The following is a 20,597-nucleotide window of genomic DNA, read 5'->3' as shown; positions in this document are numbered from 1 at the left end:
AGCGGCCTCGATCCCGGACTGTTACCCGACAATTAGGGAATTAGCGGTTACCGTTGCAACGCGGCAATTCCGATTTAAGGCAGGTGCCTTTCGCATAAGGGCCACGCTTCGGCGCAATTTGCAGGATGGTCGAGATGCACCAACGGGCTCTTTTCCTGAGCCGTGCGAGGCTGTAAGGGCGCGCTGATGGATGGGACGCAAGGCAATTCTCCCGCGCCGGAAACCGTAGACGAGCCGAAGCCGCGCCGCCGCAGCCTCGGGCCGCTGCGCATGGTCTGGCGCGAGATGCTCAAGTATCCGGGCCGCATGGCCACGGCCGGCCTCGCGCTCATAACGACGGCGACTTCGACCCTCGCGATTCCCTATGGTTTCCGCCAGATCATCGACAAGGGCTTCGCGCAGGGGGCTGACCCGGAGGCGATCCGGTCCTGGTTCCTGATGCTGATGGTCGTGGTCGTGGTGCTCGCGGTGGCGACGGCGATCCGGTTCTATTCCGTCTCGTGGCTGGGCGAGCGCGTCGTCGGCGACATCCGCCTGCGGGTGCAGCGCCACCTCCTGACGCTCGCGCCGAGCTTCTTCGAGGAGAACAGCCCCAAGGAAATCTCCTCGCGCATGACCGCCGACACGGCGATCATCGAGCAGATCGTGGGCACCACCGTCTCGGTCGCGCTGCGCAACGCCATCATGGCGGTGGGCGGGGTGATCTACCTCTTCGCGCTGGAGCCGGGGCTGACGGCGGGCCTCGTCATCGCGATCCCCGTGGTGATCCTGCCGATCGCCGGGTTCGGCCGCAAGCTGCGCGCGGTTTCCCGCTCCAGCCAGGACCGCGTGGCCGACATCGGCGCGCTGACCGCCGAAGTGCTCGGCGCGCTCAAGGTCGTGCAGGCCTTCAACCAGGAAGGGCGCGAGCAGCAGCGCTTCTCCGCCGCTGTCGAGCGCACGTTCGAGACCGGGCGTCACCGCATCCTGATCCGCGCGATCATGACGGCGGTCATCATGTTCCTGATCTTCGGATCGATCACCATCATCATGTGGCGCGGCGCGATCGGCGTGGCCGAGGGCACCATCACCGGCGGCACCATCGCCGCCTTCGTGGTGACGGCGGGCATTGTCGCGGGCGCCTTCGGGTCGCTGACCGAGGTCTACGGGGATCTCGTGCGCGGCGCTGGCGCGGCGAGCCGCCTTGCCGAACTGCTGGGCGAGCATCCGACGATCGCCGCCCCGGCGCGCGCGCTGGTGATGCCGAGCCCGGCACGCGGCAAGCTGGCGTTCGAGCGCGTGACCTTCCGCTACCCGGCGCGGCCGGAGCTTCCGGCGCTGCACAACTTCAGCCTGACCGTGGAGCCGGGCGAGACCGTCGCCATCGTTGGCCCCTCGGGCGCGGGCAAGTCCACCCTGTTCCAGCTTGCCGAGCGATTCTACGATCCGCAGGGCGGCGCCATCAAGATCGACGGCGTGCCGCTCGCCTCCGCCGATCCCGCCGAAATCCGCGCCCGCATCGCACTGGTGCCGCAGGAGGGCGTGCTCTTCGCCGCCTCCGCGCGCGACAACCTGCGCTACGGCAACTGGAATGCGGACGACGAGGCGATCTGGCAGGCGGCCCGCGCGGCCAATGCCGAAGCCTTCCTGCGCGCTCTGCCGCAGGGGCTCGACACGTTCCTCGGCGAAGACGGCGCGCGCCTTTCCGGCGGCCAGCGCCAGCGCATCGCCATCGCCCGCGCGCTGCTGCGCGACGCGCCGATCCTGCTGCTCGACGAGGCGACGAGCGCACTCGACGCCGAAAGCGAGCGGTTGGTGCAGGACGCGGTGGAGACGTTGATGGCGCAGCGCACCACGCTCGTCATCGCGCACCGCCTCGCCACCGTGCGCAAGGCGGACCGGATCATCGTGATGGATGGCGGGCGCATCGTCGAGCAGGGCACGCACCAGAGCCTGAGCGTGGCGGGCGGCCTCTACGCGCGGTTGGCCTCATTGCAGTTCGACAGCCCGCCGATCATACCGCTGGGATAACCTTTTCGGTTCGTCGTGACGTCGGTGCAGGTCGCCGCTGTTTTTCGCTGGCGTTGCTCGAACAGGCAACTAAGTTGCGCGCCACTCGGGATCGCAGCGGTCCTGCTAAAACATACTGTCGCACCCCCCCATCCGAAAGGTCACGACATGCTTCGCTTCTGCCGCAAGGTGCTCCTCGCGAGCGCCGCGCTTTCCGTTTTCGTTTCCGCCGCTCCCGCATTCGCGCAGGATGCCGCCCCCGCCCCCGGCGCAGTCAAGCCCTCGCTCGCGCCCTCGGCCGACTGGGGCAAGTTCGGTGTGCAGACCCAGTGGATCGACAAGTCCGTGAAGCCGGGTGACGACTTCGACGCCTTCGTGAACGGCGTGTGGAACAAGACGGTCGAGCTGCCTGCCGATCGCACCCGCTGGGGTTCGTTCCTCGAACTGAACGACCTGTCCGAGAACCGCGTCCACGCGATCATGGACGAACTCGTCGCCTCGAACCCGGCCCCCGGCTCCGACGGCGCGCGCGTCGCCGCAGCCTACAAGGCCTTCATGGACGTCGATGCGATCAACAAGGCGGGCCTGACGCCCGTGCGTCCCTACCTTGACCGGATCAAGGCAGCGAAGACTCCGGTCGACATCGCGACCCTGTTCGGCCAGCCTGGCTTCGCCTCGCCCATCGGCGCCGTTGTCGGCGCGGACGACAAGCAGAGCGACATCTACGCGCTCAATGCGATGATCTCGGGCATGGGCCTGCCGGATCGCGACTACTACCTGAAGACCGACGAGCGCTCGGTCGGCCTTCGCGACAAGTACAAGGCCTACCTGACCTTCCTTCTCGGCAAGGCTGGATATGCCGACGCGGCGGGCGCGGCGCAGTCCGTGCTCGCGCTGGAAACGCAGATCGCGCAGGCCGACTGGGACCGCGCTGCTGCGCGCAACCCGGACCTGACCTACAACAAATTGTCGGTGGCCGAGTTCGAAGCGCTGGGTTCGCCCGGCGTGGTCAAGGCGTTCCTCTCCAGCCTCGGCGCCGGCAAGGCGAGCTACGTGCTCGTCGCCGAGATGCCGCCGACGGCGGAGGAACTGAAGACCGCGCGCATCGATCCCGCCAAGGCGCAGGCGCAGTTCGGCCCCGGCATGCCCGCCGTCGTCAAGCTGATCGAGAGCACCCCGGTCGCGACCTGGCAGGCCTACCTGACCGCGCACTTCCTGCGCAGCAACGCATCGGTTCTGCCCTCCGACATCGACGAGGCCAACTTCGCCTTCTACGGCCAGACGCTGAGCGGCCAGCCGCAGCAGCGCCCCCGCTGGAAGCGCGGCATCGCCGCGGTCGAGGGCATGGCGGGTGAGCTCGTCGGCAAGATCTACGCCGCGAAGTACTTCCCGGCCGAGCAGAAGGCGGCGATGACCGACCTCGTCGCCAACCTGCGCAAGGCGATGGCCGCGAACCTCAAGGATCTCGCGTGGATGAGCCCCGCCACCCGCGTCGAGGCCGAGAAGAAGCTCGACGCCTTCACCCCCAAGATCGGCGCGCCTGCCACGTTCAAGACCTATGAGGGGCTGACCTTCTCGGCCTCCGATCCGCTCGGCAACGGGATCGCCGCGAACAAGTGGGCCTCGGACTTCGAGATGAACCGTCTCGGCGGCAAGGTCGACCGCACCGAATGGGGCATGCTGCCCGAGACGGTGAACGCCTACTACAACTCGACGATGAACGAGATCGTGTTCCCCGCCGCGATCCTGCAGCCGCCGTTCTTCAACCTCTCGGCGGACCCGGCGGTCAACTATGGCGGCATCGGTGCCGTGATCGGCCACGAGATGGGCCACGGCTTCGACGACCAGGGCGCCAAGTCCGACGGCACCGGCAACCTGCGCGACTGGTGGACCCCCGCCGACAAGGCCGCGTTCGAGAAGTTGCAGGACGCGCTGGCGGCGCAGTACGATTCGTTCTGCCCGTTCGACAACGGCCAGACCTGCGTCAACGGCCGCCTCACCATGGGCGAGAACATCGGTGATCTCGGCGGCCTCAGCCTCGCCTATCGCGCCTACAAGATGTCGCTGAACGGCAAGCCCGCCCCGGTGATCGACGGCTTCACCGGCGACCAGCGCTTCTTCATGGGCTGGGCGCAGGTGTGGCGTTCCAAGGTGCGCGAGGCGCAGGCGCGCCAGTACCTCGTGATCGACCCGCATGCGCCGCCGCAGTACCGCGTCAACGGCATCGTCCGTAACTTCGACGAGTGGTACAAGGCGTTCAACGTCAAGCCGCGCGAGAAGCTGTACCTCGCCCCCAAGGACCGCGTGCGGATCTGGTAAGAACGGCAGTTCCTCCCCGAGCCTGTCTCGGGGAGGAACTTCGTCCCGCCGAACCTTAAACTTTCTCCATGTTGTCGCAGTGCAGCACGTCTGCGGTTGACTTGCCCGCCCCGTCCGGCATGACCTGCGGCCTATGGACCTGACCCTTACCGCGATCCTCCTCGGCATTGTCGAGGGCCTCACCGAGTTCCTGCCCGTCTCCTCGACCGGCCACCTCATCCTCGCCACCCGGCTGTTCGGCTATGACGCCAGCCAGTGGGCGACCTTCAACATCGTCATCCAGCTGGGCGCGATCCTTGCGGTGATCGTGCAGTTCTGGCGCACGTTCTGGGCGGTCGGCATGGGGCTGCTCAAGCTCAACCCCACCTCCATCCGCTTCGTGCGCAACGTGCTGCTGGCCTTCATCCCCTCGGCAGTGCTGGGCCTGCTGCTCAACGACTTCATCGAGGGGCTGCTGGGCGAGCCTGCCGTGGTCGCCTGGGCGCTCATCATCGGCGGCATCGCCATCCTCGGCATCGAGAAGGTGGCCAAGCCCGGTCCGCTGACCGGCGTGGCGGAACTGCCCGCCAAGCAGTGCGTCGGCGTCGGGCTGGCGCAGTGCCTTGCCATGGTGCCGGGTGTCAGCCGCTCGGGCGCGACGATCATGGGCGCGCTCGCCATGGGCATCGAGCGGCGCACCGCGGCGGAGTTCAGCTTCTTCCTCGCCGTGCCGACGATGGTCGGCGCGACGACGCTGGAACTGCTCAAGCACCATGAAGCGCTGGCATCGGGCGTCGGCCCGGTGGGCTGGGACGAGATCGCGATCGGCTTCGTCGTCTCGTTCGTGGTGGCGCTGGTGGTCATCAAGGCGTTCATGAGCTTCGTCAGCAAGTCCGGCTTCGCGCCCTTCGCATGGTATCGCATCATCGCCGGCGCGGTGGCGCTGTTCCTCCTTTCGCGGATCTGACATCATGAGCAACGGGGAGAAGCTCGGTCGCAAGGACTACGAGAAACTCCTCGAGCCGATGGAGCAGGAGCTTGTCGGCATGGCGCGCTGGGCGCAGGTGTCCGGCGCGCGCATCGTCGTGCTGTTCGAGGGGCGCGACACGGCGGGGAAGGGCGGCGCGATCAAGGCCGTCTCCGGCCAGCTCAACCCGCGCCAGTGCCGTACCGTGGCCCTCGCCGCGCCGAGCGAGCGCGAGAAGGGCCAGTGGTACTTCCAGCGCTACGTCGACCACCTGCCCGCGAAGGGCGAGATCGTGCTGTTCGACCGTTCTTGGTACAACCGCGCGGGCGTGGAACGGGTGATGGGCTACGCCACCCAGGCCGAGGTCGAGGCGTTCCTGCGCCATGCCCCCACCTTCGAGAAGATGCTGATCGACGACGGCATCCTCCTCTTCAAGTACTGGCTCGCCTGCGATCAGGACAAGCAGGAGGAGCGTCTGCACGAACGGCTGGACGATCCGCTCAAGCGCTGGAAGCTGTCCCCCGTCGATATCGCCGCGCGCGAAAAGTACGCCGACTACACCCTTGCGCGCGAGGCCATGCTGGAGGCGACGCACACCGCCCATGCGCCCTGGACGCTGGTGGACTTCAACGACCAGCGGCATGGTCGCCTCACCCTGATTCGCGATCTGCTGAACCGGCTGCCGGAAATGCAGGTGGCGGCCCCGGAACTTGACCTTCCGCCGCTCGATGGCGAGCCCCGGCGCGAGAAATTCGGGGTTCTGGACCCGATCAGGCCGTTTCCACTTCCCTGAATCGGCTGCGAATCGGAGGCTCCCGCTTGACTTTGCGGGGCCGATCCAGCAATGGGCGCAACCTTGAAGGGCGGCGCCTCGGTGTCGCCCCTTTATGATTTGTCGTAACGCCGGCCTGCCAGGGCGGCTGCAACTTAGAAAGTACAGGATACCGCCATGGCGAAGCCCGCAACCGTCAAGATCCGTCTTGTCTCGACCGCCGACACCGGCTTTTTCTACGTGACCAAGAAAAATCCGCGGAACACGACCGAGAAGTTCAGCTTCAAGAAGTACGATCCCGTCGTGCGCAAGCACGTCGAGTTCAAGGAAGCCAAGATCAAGTAAGGTTCACGGTCGGTTCAAGGCTGTGGACCCAACGGGAAAGCCATGAACCACGTGAAGAAAACCTTTCGATCATGCGTGAGCGCGGCCGCTTTGGCCGCGCTTTCCGTTCCTGCAGCCTTCGTTCCGGGCGTGGCCACGGCCGCATCCCCGGCCGACGCGGAGCAGCTCGACCAGGCCGTCGCCGCGCTGCGTGCCATCGATTCGATGAAGGCGGACTTCGTCCAGACCGACCGCTCCGGCCAGTCGGTGCGCGGCGTCCTGACGCTCAAGCGCCCCGGCAAGATCCGTTTCCAGTACGAGAAGAGCGCCAACATGCTAATCGTCGGGGACGGGCGCGCGCTGACGCTCATCGACTACGACGTGCGGCAGGTGCAGCGCTGGCCGATCAAGAACAGCCCGCTCGGCGCGCTGCTCGATCCCACGCGCGATGTCGCGAAGTTCGGCAAGGTTCTCCAGACCGGCAATCCCAACGTCATCAGCATCGAGGTGCGCGACCGCTCGCATCCCGAATACGGGGTGATCACGCTGATCTTCTCGCGCAAGGCCTCCGCGCCGGGCGGGCTGGAACTGACCTACTGGGTTGCGCTCGACTCGCAGAACAAGCGCACCACCATCAGCCTCGCGAACCAGCGCTACGGCGTGCCGGTGACTGACGCGGACTTCCGCTGGAACGATCCGCGCCCCCGGAACCGTCGATGAGAGGGCACGGTTTGTCGCGGGGTGTGCGTGCCTAGCGACAAACTGCGACAGTTTCCTTAACTTCGTTCACTTGGCAGCAAGGCGAAGCATCCTACATAGGTCTTGTCAGAAACGACTTGAGGCGGGTTTCCCCCCTGTTGCCCGCGCCTCCTGAGTGGTCTTTCTGATACTAGCGTGACGAACGCTTACAGGAACCCTCGAGCCTCTGCCCCCGGCTCGAGGGTTTTCTGTTTTCTGCGGTCTGGATTGGCCCATGCCGGGCTGCGAACGGCACCGTTCTGCGCTTCCGGTGCTCACGTACTGAAGTACGCTGCGCGCCGGTTCTCGACCGGCACCATTCTCGCTCCGGCCTGAGCCAATCCAGACCGCAGAAAAAGCCGCGTCGCGCATTCCTCCCCGGCACGGGGAGGGGGGCCATCCGAAGGATGGTGGAGGGGCACAGGCAAAGGTCATCCGACCTCTCCGCCACCCTCTGGCAATTCCTGCAGGCCATCCCTAAAGCCAGCGCCATGAAGATCGCCACCTGGAACATCAATTCCGTCCGCCTGCGCATCGACCAGGTCGAACGCTTCCTGACCGAGCAGGCGCCCGACGTCCTGTGCCTGCAGGAGATCAAGGTCGCCGAGCACCTGTTCCCGCACGAGATGTTCGAGCGGCTCGGCTACAGCCACCGCGCGATCCACGGGCAGAAGGGTTATCACGGCGTCGCCACCGTCTCGAAGGTGCCGTTCCGGGATTTCTCGAAGCACGACTGGCAGGACAATGGCGAGGCCCGCCACATCGGCGTCGAACTGCTGGGACCGGGGCAGGGCATGGTGCTGGAGAACGTCTACATCCCGGCGGGCGGCGACGTGGCCGACCGCGAGGTGAACCCCAAGTTCGGCCAGAAGCTCGACTTCCTCGAACGCATGACCCGCTGGGCCGACAAGATCGAGCGTCCGACCCTGATCGTCGGCGACTTCAACATCGCCCCGCTCGAATCGGATGTCTACGACCACAAGGCGCTGCTCAAGGTGGTCAGCCATACGCCGATCGAGGTCGAGACGCTCAAGCGCCTTCAGGACGCGGCGGGCTTCGACGATCTGGGGCGCCGCTTCATTCCCGCGCCCGAGCGCAACTATTCCTGGTGGTCGTATCGCAGCTACTGGCGCCAGAAGGACCAGGGCCGCCGTCTCGACCACATGTGGGCCTCGCCCGATCTCGCCCCGCAGGCGCGCGGGCATCACTTCGTCGAGGAAACCCGCCGCTGGGACCAGCCGAGCGACCATATCCCGCTCGTGACGGAGTTCGAACTCTGAGCGAGGCGGCTCGCCTTGCCAGCTGCGCTTCGACCCGGCGCGTGGCGCTGGCGCTCGATGCGCTGCGTCACGGCTGGCCGGTCAGGGTGGCGGGGCAAGTGCTGCTGCCCGCCGAGACCGCGTTCGCGGCAGGCGTGACCGCGCCGCGCATGCTGATCTCCGCCGCGCGCGCCGTGACGCTCAAGCTCGCCAACCAGCGCGAGGCGGCGGTGCCCGAAGCTCCGGTGCTGATTCGCGCTGCCGAGCCTTTCGATCTGGAGACGGCGCGGGCGGTGGCCGACCCGGCGCTCGACCTCGCCTATCCGATGAAAGGCCCGTTCGCCGCCGAGGCCATCGCCGATCCCGAATCGGCGCGCACGGCTATGGAACTGGCAAGGCTTGCCGGAATCCTGCCCGCCTTCCTCGTCGCGCCGGCGGATCCGGGCGAGGCGCAGGACGTTTCGAGCGCCGACCTCGCCGAGTGGAAGGATACGCGGCATCTGGCGATAGCCTCTCGTGCAAGGCTCCCGGTCGAGGCGGCAGAGAATGCGCAGATCGTCGCCTTCCGCGCGCTCGATGACTTGCGCGAGCATGTCGCGCTTGTCATCGGCACGCAGGATGGCGGGCGTCCCCCGCTGGTGCGGCTCCATTCCGAATGCCTGACCGGCGATATCCTCGGCAGCCTCAAGTGCGATTGCGGTCCGCAGCTGAACGCCGCCCTGCGCGCCATGGCGGACGAGGCTGAAGACGGCGGCTGGGGCGTGCTGCTCTATCTGCGGCAGGAGGGCAGGGGCATCGGCCTCGTCAACAAGCTGCGCGCCTACAGCCTGCAGGACGCGGGCTATGATACGGTGGACGCCAACAACCGGCTCGGCCTGCCGACCGAGGCGCGCGACTTCCCGGTGGCGGCACGGATGCTCGAACTGCTGGGCGTTCATGCGATTCGCCTGATGACGAACAACCCCGCCAAGGTCGCGGCGCTGCAGGGCGTCGGCGTCGAGGTGGTGGAGCGCGTGCCGCACCAGTTGCCGCCCAACCCGCACAATGCGCGCTATCTCGAGACGAAGCGGGACCGCACGGGGCATCTGCTCTGAACGTCGTCCGGGACGACGATTGGCGTTTTTTGTCCGGTGCCGTATCTACACGCCGATGCCTGAATTACCCGAAGTCGAAACCACCGTGCGCGGTCTTGCGCGCTTTCTCGAAGGTGAGCGGATCGCCCGCGTCTCGGTCAACCGGCCGGACCTGCGCCGTCCGTTCCCGCCCGATCTGGTGCAGGTGCTGACCGGCGCGCGGGTGACGGGGATGGGGCGGCGCGCCAAGTACGGGTTGATCCATACCGACCGCGAGCAAACGATGGTGTTCCACCTCGGCATGTCGGGCCGCTGGCGTATCGAACCGGAGACGCCCGACAAGCACGATCACCTTGTCCTGGAGACCGGCGGGGGCCACGTTCTGGCGCTCAATGACGCACGGCGGTTCGGCTCGGTCGATCTGGTGGCCACCGGGGGGCTCGATGCCTGGGGACCGTTCGCCGCGCTCGGGCCGGAGCCGCTGGGTGAGGAACTGACGGCGGCGCACTTGCGCAGCGCCTTCGCGGGCCGGATCGCGCCGATCAAGCAGATGCTGCTCGACCAGACGATCGTCGCGGGGCTGGGCAACATCTACGTGTGCGAGGCGCTGTTCCGCTCCGGCATCCGCCCGGACAAGGAGGCAGGGCGCGTGACGATGCCCGCGCTGTCGCGGCTGGTGCCTGCGATTCGCGACGTGCTCGGCGAATCGATCGCGGCGGGCGGATCCACGATCAAGGATTATGCTCAGCCTAACGGCGAACTCGGCTACTTCGCGGCATCTTGGCGGGTCTACGGGCGGGAGGGCGACGCCTGTTCCTGCGGCAGCCCGGTCCTGCGCTTCGTGCAGGGTGGGCGGAGCACGTTTTGGTGCCGGCGCTGCCAGAGGTAGCGCCAAGCCCGCGCGGCGTCTGAGCGTGGCCGCTTGCGGCCCTGAAGGCCAGAAATAGGCGCTTTCCGGCGGTCGCGTCGGGTTGACGCAACCCGGCTTCAACTGTAAGGGGCGCGCTTTCCGGCGAGTCCGTTCGCCGAATAGATTCGTTAGGCAATTGGGGCCGCTCACCGTGTTGGCCGCCCAGACAGAGGAATATCGATGGCCAATACGCCGCAAGCCCGCAAGCGCATCCGTCGCAACGAGCGCCGTGCAGAGATCAACACCAACCGCGTCAGCCGCATCCGCACCTTCGTGAAGAAGGTCGAGGCCGCTCTGGCCGGTGGCGACAAGACCGCTGCTGCTGCCGCCCTCAAGGAAGCGCAGCCCGAGCTGGCTCGTGGCGTTGCTCGTGGCGTGCTCCACAAGAACACGGCTGCGCGCAAGCTGTCGCGTCTGACGAAGCGCGTCGCCGCACTCTGATTCGAGTGGGTGATTCGCAGTACTGGGCAGGCTGCTAGCCACCTGTCTCAGGACGAAACGAGAACGGAGCCGGGGTCATTCGATCCCGGCTCCGTTCTCGTTTCTGCGGCACTGCAACATCGTTTGCGGCAAAGCCCCGGAAACACTGCGATTCGGATTGTTGCGCTGCGCAACTGTATGATTTTAAAGCGCATTACAGTTCAGCGACGGATTTTGGGCACTCACACGTGAGTCAACCTTCATAATTTTTTTTATTTGGGGACCGCTGTCTTGCCTGCGCTGCAAACCGGTTCCTAAAAGGGTCTCGGCCGTTGCGGAACTGGCCGGGGAACACAGCGATTCATTGTGGAACGACAGCTGCGAAACGGGGCGTTCGCGGCTGGGGGAAGCTTTTACTCTGCTGACGCTTTGCCGGCGTTTCCGCAGCATTCGGGGACCGTGTGAGTTCGGGGGTTCGAAACGATGTCGAATACGTCTGCAGGACAGCCCTCGGTAACCGCTTCCACGGTCGAAGGTACTAACGTGAATAGGAAGTCGAAGGCGGTGCGAGTGGCGATGGAAGAGGATCAGGAAGCCGTTAACCTGGCGGCGGACTGGGCAGACATCAGCCAGGGCCTGCGCAAGGACCTGGGCCACCAGGCGCACAGCCAGTGGATCAAGCCGATCCAGCCGGGCAACTGGTGCAAGGAGACCGGCACGCTCGATCTCTACCTGCCGACCGAGTTCTCGGCGAACTGGGTGAACGATCGCTTCGCCGACCGCCTCTCGCTCGCATGGAAGATCGCGCGCCCCGACGTGCGCCACGTGCGCATCCTCGTGCATCCCGGCCGTCGCCAGCTTCCCGAACTGCGCCTGGGCAGCGGCGGTCGTCCCGCCAGCGCTCCGGCCAACGATTCGGCTGCCGGTTCGGTCGATCCGCTGTCGGTCGCGCTTGCCGGCGAATCGTTCGCCGCGCTCGGGCAGGGCCCGGCGGGCATCGACGCCTCGCAGACCTTCAACAGCTTCGTGACCGGCACGTCCAACGTGCTCGCGTGCAATGCCGCCCAGCGCATGGCCGCGACCGAGACGCCGCAGTTCTCGCCGCTCTACCTCAAGGCCGCGACCGGGCAGGGCAAGACGCACCTGCTCCACGCCATCGGCCATGCCTATCTGGCGGCCCACCCGCATGCGCGCATCTTCTACTGCTCGGCCGAGCGCTTCATGGTCGAGTTCGTGCAGGCGCTGCGCCAGAACCAGATGATCGAATTCAAGTCGCGCCTGCGCGGCTTCGACCTGCTGCTGGTCGACGACATCCAGTTCATCATCGGCAAGGCCTCCGCGCAGGAGGAACTGCTCTACACGATCGACGCGCTGCTCCAGGAAGGCAAGCGCCTCGTCTTCGCCGCCGACCGCGCCCCGCAGGCGCTCGACGGTGTCGAGCCGCGCCTGCTGTCGCGCCTGTCGATGGGCCTCGTCGCCGACATCCAGCCCGCCGACATCGAACTGCGCCGCTCGATCCTCGAGAATCGCCTTGGCCGCTTCGCTTCGATCGAAGTGCCTGCCGACGTCATCGAGTTCCTCGCGCGCACCATCAACCGCAACGTGCGTGAGCTCGTCGGCGGCCTCAACAAGCTGATCGCCTATGCGCAGCTGACCGGGCAGGCCGTCTCGCTCCAGCTTGCCGAAGAGCAGCTGACCGATATCCTCTCGGCCAACCGCCGCCGGATCACGATCGACGAGATCCAGCGCACGGTCTGCCAGTTCTACCGCATCGACCGCACCGAGATGAGCAGCAAGCGCCGCGCTCGCGCCGTCGTGCGTCCGCGTCAGGTGGCGATGTATCTTGCCAAGGTGCTGACGCCGCGTTCCTACCCGGAGATCGGTCGCAAGTTCGGCGGTCGCGACCACTCGACCGTGATCCACGCGGTACGCCTGATCGAAGAGCTTCGCACCCGCGATGCCGACATGGACGGCGACGTGCGTTCGCTGCTGCGCCAGCTCGAAAGCTGAGTTTTCACCGGCCTGTGCCGGACCTATCCACAGGGTTGCCGACAGGTCGCCGCTCCGGTTCGGGGCGGCGATCTGCGTTTGGGGACATTGGTTCGCGGCCGTTAAGTACCCGGATTAACTTTTGGATAAGTGTGCGTTTGTAGCCTCAAGGGAACGCATTTGCGTTTCATTCTCAGTTTCAGCGGAAGAGGCATTCCCCCCATGCGCTTCTATCAAGCCACGACTTTCCTGTTTCCCCGCAGTTATGAGCGGCGGATTCTCCTCGTATGTTTCGGCGCCGTCCACGTTCCCCTGATCGCCTGCGTCGTATTTCAGGCCGTCACCGGGCACTGGCAACTCGATACCCTCGTCACGCTCCTCGTCGCCACTCTGGTCGGAACGGGCCTTGGTCTGGCCGCGATCCATGCGCTGCTCTCACCGATCGGGCAGGCGACGACGATGCTTCAGGCCATCCAGGCGGGCGAGCGTATCGCCGTGATCCCCCAGGGCACTGACGATCTGGTCGGGCGCCTGCTGAACGGCGTGGCCATCGCCGCCAACGAGACGGCGGCGCGGATCGAGCAGCTTGTCGATGCCGCCGAGCGCGACCCGCTGACCGGCATCCGCAATCGGCGCGGTTTCCTCGATTCGGCAGAGCAGATCCTGCGCGGCAGGAGCAATGCCGTGCTGGCGCTCATCGACATCGATCACTTCAAGCATGTGAACGACGAATTCGGCCACGATACCGGCGACGTGCTGCTGAAGGCACTGGCCCGCCGCATCGAGGACCATCTGCGCCGCAGCGATATCGCCGCGCGCTGGGGTGGTGAGGAGTTCGCGGTCCTGCTGCCCGACACCACGCTTGATGAAGCCCGCCTCGTCATGGAGCGCCTGCGCGCGACGGTGGCGCTCGACACCAACCTCGGCGTGCAGGACCGGGCGGTCACGTTCTCCTGCGGCCTCGCGCCGGTGCGCAGCTTCACGCAGCTCGGCGAAGCGACCAAGCAGGCCGACGCGGCGCTCTATGCGGCCAAGAACGGCGGGCGCAACCAGGTCCACGTACTGGGCCTCTGACCGGATACCCGAAGGATTGCGCAGTCCGGTTGCAGGGGGCGTCCGTCTCCGGCGTCCCCGGCAACCGAACCGCGCAATCGACCCGGCGTCTTTGGCGCTTCACCCCCGCCGCGCCATGCTGTAGGCGCAGGGCCATGATTCCCGCCACGTTCTCACAGGCCCTTCTGCGCGGCGCCCGGGGCCGTTGCCCCCGCTGCGGCGAGGGAAGCCTGTTTCGAAAGTGGCTCAAGCCGCGTGAGCGGTGCCCGGTCTGCGCGCTCGACCTGACGCCGCAGCGCGCAGACGACTTTCCCGCCTACATCGCCATGATCGTCACCGGGCACCTGATGGCGCCGCTCATCATCATGCTCTCGCTCGATTTCGAGCTTGGGCCGGTGGCGATGCTGGGGATCGTGGTGCCGCTGGCGGTGGCGATGATGCTCGGGATGCTGCAACCGGCGAAGGGCGGGGTGATCGCGACGCAGTGGTGGTTCGGCATGCACGGCTTCGTCAGGGAACGCCTGCCCGATCCCCGGACCGAGGATGAAGGCAGGCCGTGAGCATTTCCCCCGACCGCATAGGCCGCTTCGCGCGCCACATCGTCCTGCCCGAAGTCGGCGGGGTAGGGCAGGTGGCGCTGAGCGACGCGCATGTGGTGCTGGTCGGCTGCGGCGGGATAGGCAGTCCTTCCCTGCAGTATCTCGCCGCAGCCGGCATAGGACATCTCACTCTGGTGGATGATGACGTCGTCGACGTCAGCAATCTCCAGCGTCAGACGATTTTCACGCCGTCGGATGTCGGCAGGCCCAAGGCGGAAACGGCAGCCGAATGGGTGCGGCGTTTTGATGTTGGCCTCAAGGTCGATCCCGTCGTCGCGAGGCTGGGGGATGACAACACGCGTGACGTCCTATCCGGCGCCGATCTCGTACTGGACGGTTGTGACAACTTCGCGACTCGGCTCGTCGTGTCAGATACCTGCGTAGAACTGGGGATTCCGCTGACCACGGCGGCGATCGGGCGGTTCCAGGGGCAGGTCGCGAACTTCGCCGGGCACCTGCCGGGGCAGGCCTGCTACCGCTGCTTCGTGGGCGACGCCTTCGACGCGGTCGACTGCGATACCTGCGCCGCCGACGGCGTGCTGGGCGCGATGGTGGGCATGGTCGGCACCTTCGCGGCGATGCATGCGATGCGGGTGCTGCTGGCGGGGCACTCCGCCTTCGGGGAGCCGCAGTTCGGGACGCTTCACCTGATCGACGGGCTGGCTCCGTCGATGCGCCCGCTCAGGATCGCCAAGGATCCGGCTTGTCGGGCGTGTAACGGCGTTGAGGCTTCGGGAAGCGCAGCCTGAGTCGCTTTAAGAGTACCTTAGGTTCAGTTCAGGCTCTGCTTCCCGCCAGTATTTCCGCCACCCATTCCGGCACCAGTTCGGTCGCGGGGCCATGGCGCGCCTCGTCGAACCATAGCGTTCCCTGCGAGGGTTCGAGGTTGAGCTCCAGCGTCTCGACGCCCAGTTCCCGCGCATTGCGCACGAACCCTGCCGCCGGGTAGACCGCGCCCGAGGTGCCGATGGAGACGAACAGGTCCGCCTGCTCCAGCGCCGCGAAGATCTCGTCCATGCGGTAGGGCATTTCCCCGAACCACACGATATCCGGGCGCAGCGCCGCCTCGCCGCAGGCGGGACAGGCGGGGCGGTCGATCAGCGTGCCCGTCCAGCGCGGACGCTCGTCGCAGGCCATGCACCAGGCGTTGAGGTGCTCGCCATGCATGTGGAGCACGCGGCGCGCGCCCGCGCGTTCGTGCAGGTCGTCGACGTTCTGCGTGACGATGAGGAGTTCGCCGTCCCATTCTGCGTCCAGCCTCGCCAGCGCGCGGTGGGCGGCGTTCGGCTCCTTGGTCTGGATCGCCTCGCGCCGCATGTCGTAGAAGCGCAGGACGAGGTCGGGATCGCGCGCGAAGGCCTCGGGCGTGGCGACGTCCTCCACGCGATGCTGCTCCCACAGGCCGCCGCCTCCACGGAAGGTGTCGATGCCGCTTTCGGCCGAGACGCCCGCGCCGGTGAGCACGACGATATTGCGGATGCTGTCCATGCCTGCACCATACCCCGCGCGCGCAACTTGTCGAACCGCGCCGTTTGCGCCATGCGCGCAGGCAAGGGCGTAACGCCGGATGGAGACAGGTACGTGGCACGAATCGGAATCATCGGCAGCCAGGGGCGCATGGGCCAGGCGATCGTGGCGGCCATCGCCGATGCGGGCGAGGATCTGGCGTGCGGGGTCGACAAGGGCGGCGACGTCACCGCCATCACCGACGCGGCGGATATCCTGATCGACTTCACCAGCCCGGACGCGCTGGAGGCCAATCTCGATGCCGCCATGGTCGCCGGGCTGCCCATCGTCATCGGCACCACCGGGCTGGAGGAACGCCACCACTGGCTGATCGACGCGGCGGCGCAGACGATCCCCGTGCTCCAGACCGGCAACACCTCGCTCGGCGTCACCCTGCTGGCGCATCTGGTGCGCGAGGCGGCGTCGCGGCTGGGTGAGGACTGGGACATCGAGATCGTCGAGACCCATCACCGCATGAAGGTGGATGCGCCCTCCGGCACCGCGCTGCTGCTGGGCGAAGCGGCGGCGGAGGGACGGGGCATCGGCCTTGCCGAGAATGCGGTGCGCGGGCGCGACGGCATCACCGGCAGGCGCGAGGCGGGCACCATCGGCTTCGCGGCGCTGCGCGGCGGCACCGTGGCGGGCGATCACACCGTCCATTTCCTTGCCGACAACGAGCGCCTCTCGCTCTCGCACCTTGCCGAGAACCGGGGCATCTTCGCCAAGGGCGCGGTGCGCGCGGCGCAGTGGCTGATCGGCAAGGCGCCGGGCCGCTACACCATGCCGGAGGTGCTGGGTCTTTGAAGAAGGACCAGATCTTCGAATTCTTCAGCCGTCTCGCCGAGCTTAACCCCACGCCCGAGACCGAGCTGGAATTCGGCAATACCTACCAGCTTCTCGTCGCCGTCACGCTGTCGGCGCAGGCGACCGACGTGGGCGTCAACAAGGCGACCCGGGCGCTGTTCCGCGAAGTGAAGACGCCCGCGCAGATGGTCGAGCTCGGCGAAGAGGGGCTCAAGCAGCACATCAAGACGATCGGCCTGTTCAACACCAAGGCGAAGAACGTCATCGCCCTGTCGCAGATCCTCGTCGATCGCTACGGCGGCGAGGTTCCGGCGGACCGCGACGCCATGGTCGAACTGCCCGGCGTCGGGCGCAAGACGGCGAACGTCGTCATGAACTGCGCGTTCGGTGCGGAGACCTTCGCGGTCGACACGCACATCTTCCGTGTCGGCAATCGCACCGGGCTGGCCAAGGGCAAGACCCCGCTCGCGGTGGAGAAGCAGCTGGAGAAGAAGGTGCCCCAGCCGTTCCGCGTCGGTGCGCATCACTGGCTGATCCTGCACGGCCGCTACATCTGCAAGGCGCGCACGCCCGAGTGCTGGCGCTGCCCGGTGGTGGACCTGTGCGGCTTCAGGGACAAGGTGCTGGACCGGGGCAACCGCAAGGCTGCGGCCTGATCGCTCCGTCTTCGTTGACAGGAAGGCCGTTCGGGGCGCCAATGGGCTCTCCCTCGGGTGCTTCCGGGCGAGAGGAGAGAACAATGCACAAGCCTGCCGCCATGCTGCTGCTCGGCGCCTTCGTCACCCTGACGGCCTGTTCGCAGCAGAGCCCGCGCGAGACACCGCCTGCGGCCCCCGCCGCCGAGGCCATCGGGCCAGCGGTGGACTGCCTCGGCATCACGCGATTTCGCGATACCCGCATCCGGGACGACCGGACGATCGACTTCATCGGCGGCGCGGGCAGTCAGGTCTGGCGCGTGACGCTGCCGAACACCTGCTCCGGCCTCAGGTCCGCAGGCACTTTCACTTACGAGACCTCGCTGTCGCAGCTCTGCCGACAGGACATCATCTACCCGCTGCAGCAGTACGGCAATTCGTGGCAGCGGATGGGTGGCTGCGGAATGGGGCCGTTCGTGCCGGTGAAGCTGGCGAAGTGAGCGAAGGGGCAGGCGCAACCTCTCGAAGCCGCGCCTGTAGACCCGGTCAGCTGTCGTACTGCTCCGGGTCGATGTTCAGCCCGCGCCGTCCGTCCGCGATAGTGTGGTGCGGGGAATGGGGCACGTCCGCGTCCGGGTCCGTCAGTGGCTGCAGCATCCCTTCCGAGCGCGTGATGACCGCCGTCGCGACCGCGTTGCCGACCACGTTGGTGGCCGAGCGGCCCATGTCGAGGAACGTGTCCACGCCCAGCAGCAGTGCGATGCCTTCCACCGGCAGGCCGAACTGGGTGAGGGTGGCGGCGATCACGACGAGGCTGGCGCGCGGCACGCCGGCGATGCCCTTGGAACTGACCATCAGCGTCAGCAGCATCAGGATCTGCGTGCCCAGCGGAACGTGGATGCCGTAGGCCTGCGCGATGAACATAGACGCGAAGGTCATGTAGATCATCGAGCCGTCGAGGTTGAAGCTGTAGCCCAGCGGCAGGATGAAGCCCGAGACGCGGCGCGGGACGCCGAAGCGGTCGAGCTGTTCGAACAGCTTGGGCAGGCTGGCTTCCGACGACGCGGTGGAGAACGAGAGCAGCAGCGGCTCGCGGATGTAGCGGAACAGCGTGACCACCCGCTTGCCGAGGAACAGGCCGCCCGCGCAGAACAGCAGCACCCACAGCAGCGCCATGGCGAGGTAGAACTCGCTCACCAGCACGCCGTAAGTCACGATGATGCCGAGGCCGCGCGTGCCGATCACTGCCGCGAGCGCGCCGAACACCGCGAAGGGGGCGAAGCGCATCACATAGCCGGTGATCTGCAGCATCAGCTCCGACAGCGCCTCGGTCGCGCGCACGATGGGCGCGCCCTTTTCGCCGATGGCGGTGAGCCCGACGCCGACGAACAGCGAGAAGATCAGGATCTGCAGGATGTGATTCTGCGCCATCGCCTCGAACGGGCTGGCCGGGAAAATCTCGAGGATGAAGTGCCGCAGCGACAGTTCGCCCATTTCGAGGTCGCCCACGTCGGTCCCGGTCTCAAGCCCCACGCCGACGCCGGGCTTGAACAGGTTGACGAGGATCAGGCCGAGGCCGAGCGAGCACAGGCTGGCGGTGATGAACCACGCCAGCGCCTTGCCGCCGATACGACCCAGCGCCGTGCTGTCGCCCATGCCCGCGATGCCGGTCACGATGGTCGCGAAGACCAGCGGTGCGAGGATCATCTTGATGAGCTTCAGGAAGACATCGGGCAGCAGCTTGAAGTGGTCCGCCCACTCGGCAAGGCGCGGATCGCCTGCGGGCAGGCTCGCGTGGAGCGCCCAGCCGGTCGCGATGCCGAGCACCATGCCGATCAGAATGAAAAGCGTCAGGCGCCTGCCCATTGCGAACCCCTTGAAAATGGTGGCGTCATGAAATTGCCGCCGAAACTAACATCGTTGCCGGGCCGGTCAACGACGGTGGCGCGGATTTGCCCGGACAAGCCGCAAACCACGCCTCGTCATTGCGAGCGCAGCGAAGCAATCCAGCACGATTCAAGCGGGCCCGGATTGCTTCGTTGCGCTCGCAATGACGGAGTCAGCCCGCCAACGCCGCCAGTGTGACCCGCCGATAGATGCGCGCCAGCGCTTCGAGGTCGGCTACCGCCACGGCCTCGTCCCGCTTGTGCATCGTCGCGTTGCACAGGCCGAACTCGATGACCGGCGACAGATCCTTGAGGAACCGCGCATCCGAGGTGCCGCCGCTGGTCGAGAGTTCCGGCTCCACGCCGGTCTCGGCGCGGATGGCTTCGGCCAGAATGGCGGAGAAGGCGCCGGGTTCGGTCAGGAACGCCTCGCCCGAGATCACGGCGCGGGCGGTGCCGCCGTGGCGCTGCGCGATCTCGGCGACGCGGACGGCAAGGCCCTCTCCGGTGTGGAGGTCGTTGAAGCGGACCGAGATGCGCGCCGATGCCTTGGCCGGGATCACGTTGGTGGCCGGGTTGCCGCAGGAAAGGTCGGTGATCTCGAGGTTGCTGGCCTGGAACCAGTCGGTCCCTTCATCGAGCACGATGGCGTCGAGTTCGGCCATGATCGCCACGAGTTTCGTGATCGGATTGTCGGCAAGGTGCGGGTAGGCGACGTGGCCCTGCACGCCCTCGACCTCGAGCCAGATGTTCACCGAACCGCGGCGGCCGACCTTCATCATGTCGCCCAGCCGGTTGACCGAGGTGGGCTCCCCGACGAGGCAGAGGTCCGGGATTTCGCCCTTTTCGCGCATCAGGTCGATGAGGGCGATGGTGCCGAAGCGGGCCGGGCCTTCCTCGTCGCCGGTGATGACGAAGCTGACCGTGCCCGCGTCCGCCGGAACCTGCGCCACGGCGGCGACCATCGCCGCGATCGAGCCCTTCATGTCGACCGCGCCGCGACCATAAAGCAGCTCATTCTCGCCGATGCCGCGCCGCTCGGGCAGGAACGGCGCGCTCGTCCAGCCTTCGCCCGGCGGCACCACGTCGAGGTGGCCGGCAAAGGCGAAGTGGCGCGAACCTTCAGGCCCGCGACGCACCGCGAACAGGTTCTCGACCGGGCCGTCCGGCGCCTCGCCCGCGATGAAGCGCGTCACCTCGAACCCGAGCGGGGCGAGCTGGCCTTCGAGGCAGTCGAACACCATGCCGGTGGCGGGGGTGACGCTGGGGCAGGCGATCAGCGCTTCGGCGAGATCGGCGACACTTGCGGTGAGAGGGGCGGTCTGGGACATATCCTGCGCGCCATCGCATAACCCGCGCGCCATGACCATAGGTG

20 protein-coding genes are annotated in these 20,597 nt (G+C 66.8%); 17 read left to right on the top strand and 3 right to left on the bottom strand.

Features of this window, described 5'->3' with window-relative positions; translation table 11 throughout:
• The first annotated feature begins 186 nt into the window (after positions 1–186).
• From LO787_RS12600 to LO787_RS12535, 14 genes are all read left to right on the top strand, one after another.
• A complete protein-coding gene (locus tag LO787_RS12600) occupies positions 187–2,010 on the top strand; it encodes an ABC transporter transmembrane domain-containing protein (protein WP_232496174.1) in 1,824 nt (607 codons plus the stop codon).
• Between the two features lie 147 nt (positions 2,011–2,157).
• Entirely contained in the window at positions 2,158–4,308 is a 2,151-nt protein-coding gene (locus LO787_RS12595; RefSeq protein WP_232496173.1) for a M13 family metallopeptidase, read from the top strand.
• Between the two features lie 133 nt (positions 4,309–4,441).
• Entirely contained in the window at positions 4,442–5,254 is an 813-nt protein-coding gene (locus LO787_RS12590) for an undecaprenyl-diphosphate phosphatase (RefSeq protein WP_232496172.1), read from the top strand.
• Between the two features lie 4 nt (positions 5,255–5,258).
• Complete coding sequence (gene ppk2, locus LO787_RS12585; RefSeq protein WP_232496171.1) at positions 5,259–6,047, top strand: polyphosphate kinase 2; 789 nt, start codon at positions 5,259–5,261, stop codon at positions 6,045–6,047.
• A gap of 156 nt (positions 6,048–6,203) precedes the next feature.
• A complete protein-coding gene (gene rpmG, locus LO787_RS12580) occupies positions 6,204–6,371 on the top strand; it encodes a 50S ribosomal protein L33 (protein WP_008831595.1) in 168 nt (55 codons plus the stop codon).
• Positions 6,372–6,413: 42 nt separating this feature from the next.
• Positions 6,414–7,070, top strand: coding sequence for a LolA family protein (locus LO787_RS12575; protein WP_232496170.1), 657 nt, complete (start codon positions 6,414–6,416; stop codon positions 7,068–7,070).
• Positions 7,071–7,579: 509 nt separating this feature from the next.
• Positions 7,580–8,368 carry an exodeoxyribonuclease III gene (gene xth / locus LO787_RS12570; protein ID WP_232496169.1) on the top strand — a complete coding sequence of 263 codons (789 nt, stop codon included), beginning with the start codon at positions 7,580–7,582 and terminating at the stop codon, positions 8,366–8,368.
• 41 nt (positions 8,369–8,409) lie between these two features.
• Positions 8,410–9,441 carry a GTP cyclohydrolase II gene (gene ribA / locus LO787_RS12565; RefSeq protein ID WP_232496168.1) on the top strand — a complete coding sequence of 344 codons (1,032 nt, stop codon included), beginning with the start codon at positions 8,410–8,412 and terminating at the stop codon, positions 9,439–9,441.
• Positions 9,442–9,496: 55 nt separating this feature from the next.
• On the top strand, positions 9,497–10,309 hold the full coding sequence (mutM, locus tag LO787_RS12560; RefSeq protein WP_232496167.1) for a bifunctional DNA-formamidopyrimidine glycosylase/DNA-(apurinic or apyrimidinic site) lyase: 813 nt from the start codon (positions 9,497–9,499) through the stop codon (positions 10,307–10,309).
• A 201-nt stretch (positions 10,310–10,510) separates the two neighbouring features.
• On the top strand, positions 10,511–10,771 hold the full coding sequence (rpsT, locus tag LO787_RS12555) for a 30S ribosomal protein S20 (RefSeq protein WP_232496166.1): 261 nt from the start codon (positions 10,511–10,513) through the stop codon (positions 10,769–10,771).
• Between the two features lie 555 nt (positions 10,772–11,326).
• Positions 11,327–12,760, top strand: coding sequence for a chromosomal replication initiator protein DnaA (dnaA, locus tag LO787_RS12550; protein WP_232496303.1), 1,434 nt, complete (start codon positions 11,327–11,329; stop codon positions 12,758–12,760).
• 201 nt (positions 12,761–12,961) lie between these two features.
• Entirely contained in the window at positions 12,962–13,813 is an 852-nt protein-coding gene (locus LO787_RS12545) for a GGDEF domain-containing protein (protein WP_232496165.1), read from the top strand.
• A gap of 134 nt (positions 13,814–13,947) precedes the next feature.
• A complete protein-coding gene (locus LO787_RS12540; protein ID WP_232496164.1) occupies positions 13,948–14,352 on the top strand; it encodes a DUF983 domain-containing protein in 405 nt (134 codons plus the stop codon).
• Positions 14,349–15,140, top strand: a complete 792-nt coding sequence (locus tag LO787_RS12535) for a HesA/MoeB/ThiF family protein (protein ID WP_232496163.1) — start codon at positions 14,349–14,351, stop codon at positions 15,138–15,140. The genes LO787_RS12540 and LO787_RS12535 overlap by 4 nt, the downstream gene beginning before the upstream one ends.
• A gap of 28 nt (positions 15,141–15,168) precedes the next feature.
• Here LO787_RS12535 and LO787_RS12530 read toward each other — a convergent pair whose 3' ends face one another.
• The gene (locus LO787_RS12530) at positions 15,169–15,879 is read right to left on the bottom strand and encodes an NAD-dependent deacylase (RefSeq protein ID WP_232496162.1); all 711 of its coding nucleotides are present in this window, start codon (positions 15,877–15,879) and stop codon (positions 15,169–15,171) included.
• Between the two features lie 93 nt (positions 15,880–15,972).
• Between LO787_RS12530 and dapB the strand changes: the two genes are divergently transcribed.
• The 3 genes from dapB to LO787_RS12515 all read left to right on the top strand — a co-directional run bounded on the left by dapB (position 15,973) and on the right by LO787_RS12515 (position 17,836).
• On the top strand, positions 15,973–16,701 hold the full coding sequence (gene dapB / locus LO787_RS12525) for a 4-hydroxy-tetrahydrodipicolinate reductase (protein WP_232496161.1): 729 nt from the start codon (positions 15,973–15,975) through the stop codon (positions 16,699–16,701).
• Positions 16,698–17,357 carry an endonuclease III gene (gene nth, locus LO787_RS12520; RefSeq protein WP_232496160.1) on the top strand — a complete coding sequence of 220 codons (660 nt, stop codon included), beginning with the start codon at positions 16,698–16,700 and terminating at the stop codon, positions 17,355–17,357. The genes dapB and nth overlap by 4 nt, the downstream gene beginning before the upstream one ends.
• 83 nt (positions 17,358–17,440) lie before the next feature.
• Positions 17,441–17,836 (top strand): hypothetical protein, encoded by a 396-nt coding sequence (locus LO787_RS12515; protein WP_232496159.1) that lies wholly within the window; start codon positions 17,441–17,443, stop codon positions 17,834–17,836.
• A gap of 46 nt (positions 17,837–17,882) precedes the next feature.
• Here LO787_RS12515 and LO787_RS12510 read toward each other — a convergent pair whose 3' ends face one another.
• Positions 17,883–19,202 carry a dicarboxylate/amino acid:cation symporter gene (locus LO787_RS12510; protein ID WP_232496158.1) on the bottom strand — a complete coding sequence of 440 codons (1,320 nt, stop codon included), beginning with the start codon at positions 19,200–19,202 and terminating at the stop codon, positions 17,883–17,885.
• A gap of 193 nt (positions 19,203–19,395) precedes the next feature.
• The gene (dapE, locus tag LO787_RS12505; RefSeq protein ID WP_232496157.1) at positions 19,396–20,553 is read right to left on the bottom strand and encodes a succinyl-diaminopimelate desuccinylase; all 1,158 of its coding nucleotides are present in this window, start codon (positions 20,551–20,553) and stop codon (positions 19,396–19,398) included.
• Between the last annotated feature and the right edge of the window lie 44 nt (positions 20,554–20,597).

The sequence above is a fragment of the Novosphingobium kaempferiae genome (assembly GCF_021227995.1).
In the GTDB taxonomy this organism is placed as follows: Bacteria; Pseudomonadota; Alphaproteobacteria; order Sphingomonadales; family Sphingomonadaceae; genus Novosphingobium; species Novosphingobium kaempferiae.
This window is presented reverse-complemented; position numbering and strand designations above follow the sequence as displayed.

Coding starts and splice junctions, on each gene's coding strand:
- ppk2 (WP_232496171.1), top strand. CDS start 5,259: ATGAGCAACGGGGAGAAGCTCGGTCGCAAGGACTACGAGAAACTCCTC.
- LO787_RS12515 (WP_232496159.1), top strand. CDS start 17,441: ATGCACAAGCCTGCCGCCATGCTGCTGCTCGGCGCCTTCGTCACCCTG.
- LO787_RS12590 (WP_232496172.1), top strand. CDS start 4,442: ATGGACCTGACCCTTACCGCGATCCTCCTCGGCATTGTCGAGGGCCTC.
- LO787_RS12510 (WP_232496158.1), bottom strand. CDS start 19,202: ATGGGCAGGCGCCTGACGCTTTTCATTCTGATCGGCATGGTGCTCGGC.
- rpmG (WP_008831595.1), top strand. CDS start 6,204: ATGGCGAAGCCCGCAACCGTCAAGATCCGTCTTGTCTCGACCGCCGAC.
- dnaA (WP_232496303.1), top strand. CDS start 11,327: ATGGAAGAGGATCAGGAAGCCGTTAACCTGGCGGCGGACTGGGCAGAC.
- LO787_RS12540 (WP_232496164.1), top strand. CDS start 13,948: ATGATTCCCGCCACGTTCTCACAGGCCCTTCTGCGCGGCGCCCGGGGC.
- LO787_RS12575 (WP_232496170.1), top strand. CDS start 6,414: ATGAACCACGTGAAGAAAACCTTTCGATCATGCGTGAGCGCGGCCGCT.
- LO787_RS12545 (WP_232496165.1), top strand. CDS start 12,962: ATGCGCTTCTATCAAGCCACGACTTTCCTGTTTCCCCGCAGTTATGAG.
- LO787_RS12600 (WP_232496174.1), top strand. CDS start 187: ATGGATGGGACGCAAGGCAATTCTCCCGCGCCGGAAACCGTAGACGAG.
- mutM (WP_232496167.1), top strand. CDS start 9,497: ATGCCTGAATTACCCGAAGTCGAAACCACCGTGCGCGGTCTTGCGCGC.
- xth (WP_232496169.1), top strand. CDS start 7,580: ATGAAGATCGCCACCTGGAACATCAATTCCGTCCGCCTGCGCATCGAC.
- dapE (WP_232496157.1), bottom strand. CDS start 20,553: ATGTCCCAGACCGCCCCTCTCACCGCAAGTGTCGCCGATCTCGCCGAA.
- LO787_RS12595 (WP_232496173.1), top strand. CDS start 2,158: ATGCTTCGCTTCTGCCGCAAGGTGCTCCTCGCGAGCGCCGCGCTTTCC.
- rpsT (WP_232496166.1), top strand. CDS start 10,511: ATGGCCAATACGCCGCAAGCCCGCAAGCGCATCCGTCGCAACGAGCGC.
- LO787_RS12530 (WP_232496162.1), bottom strand. CDS start 15,879: ATGGACAGCATCCGCAATATCGTCGTGCTCACCGGCGCGGGCGTCTCG.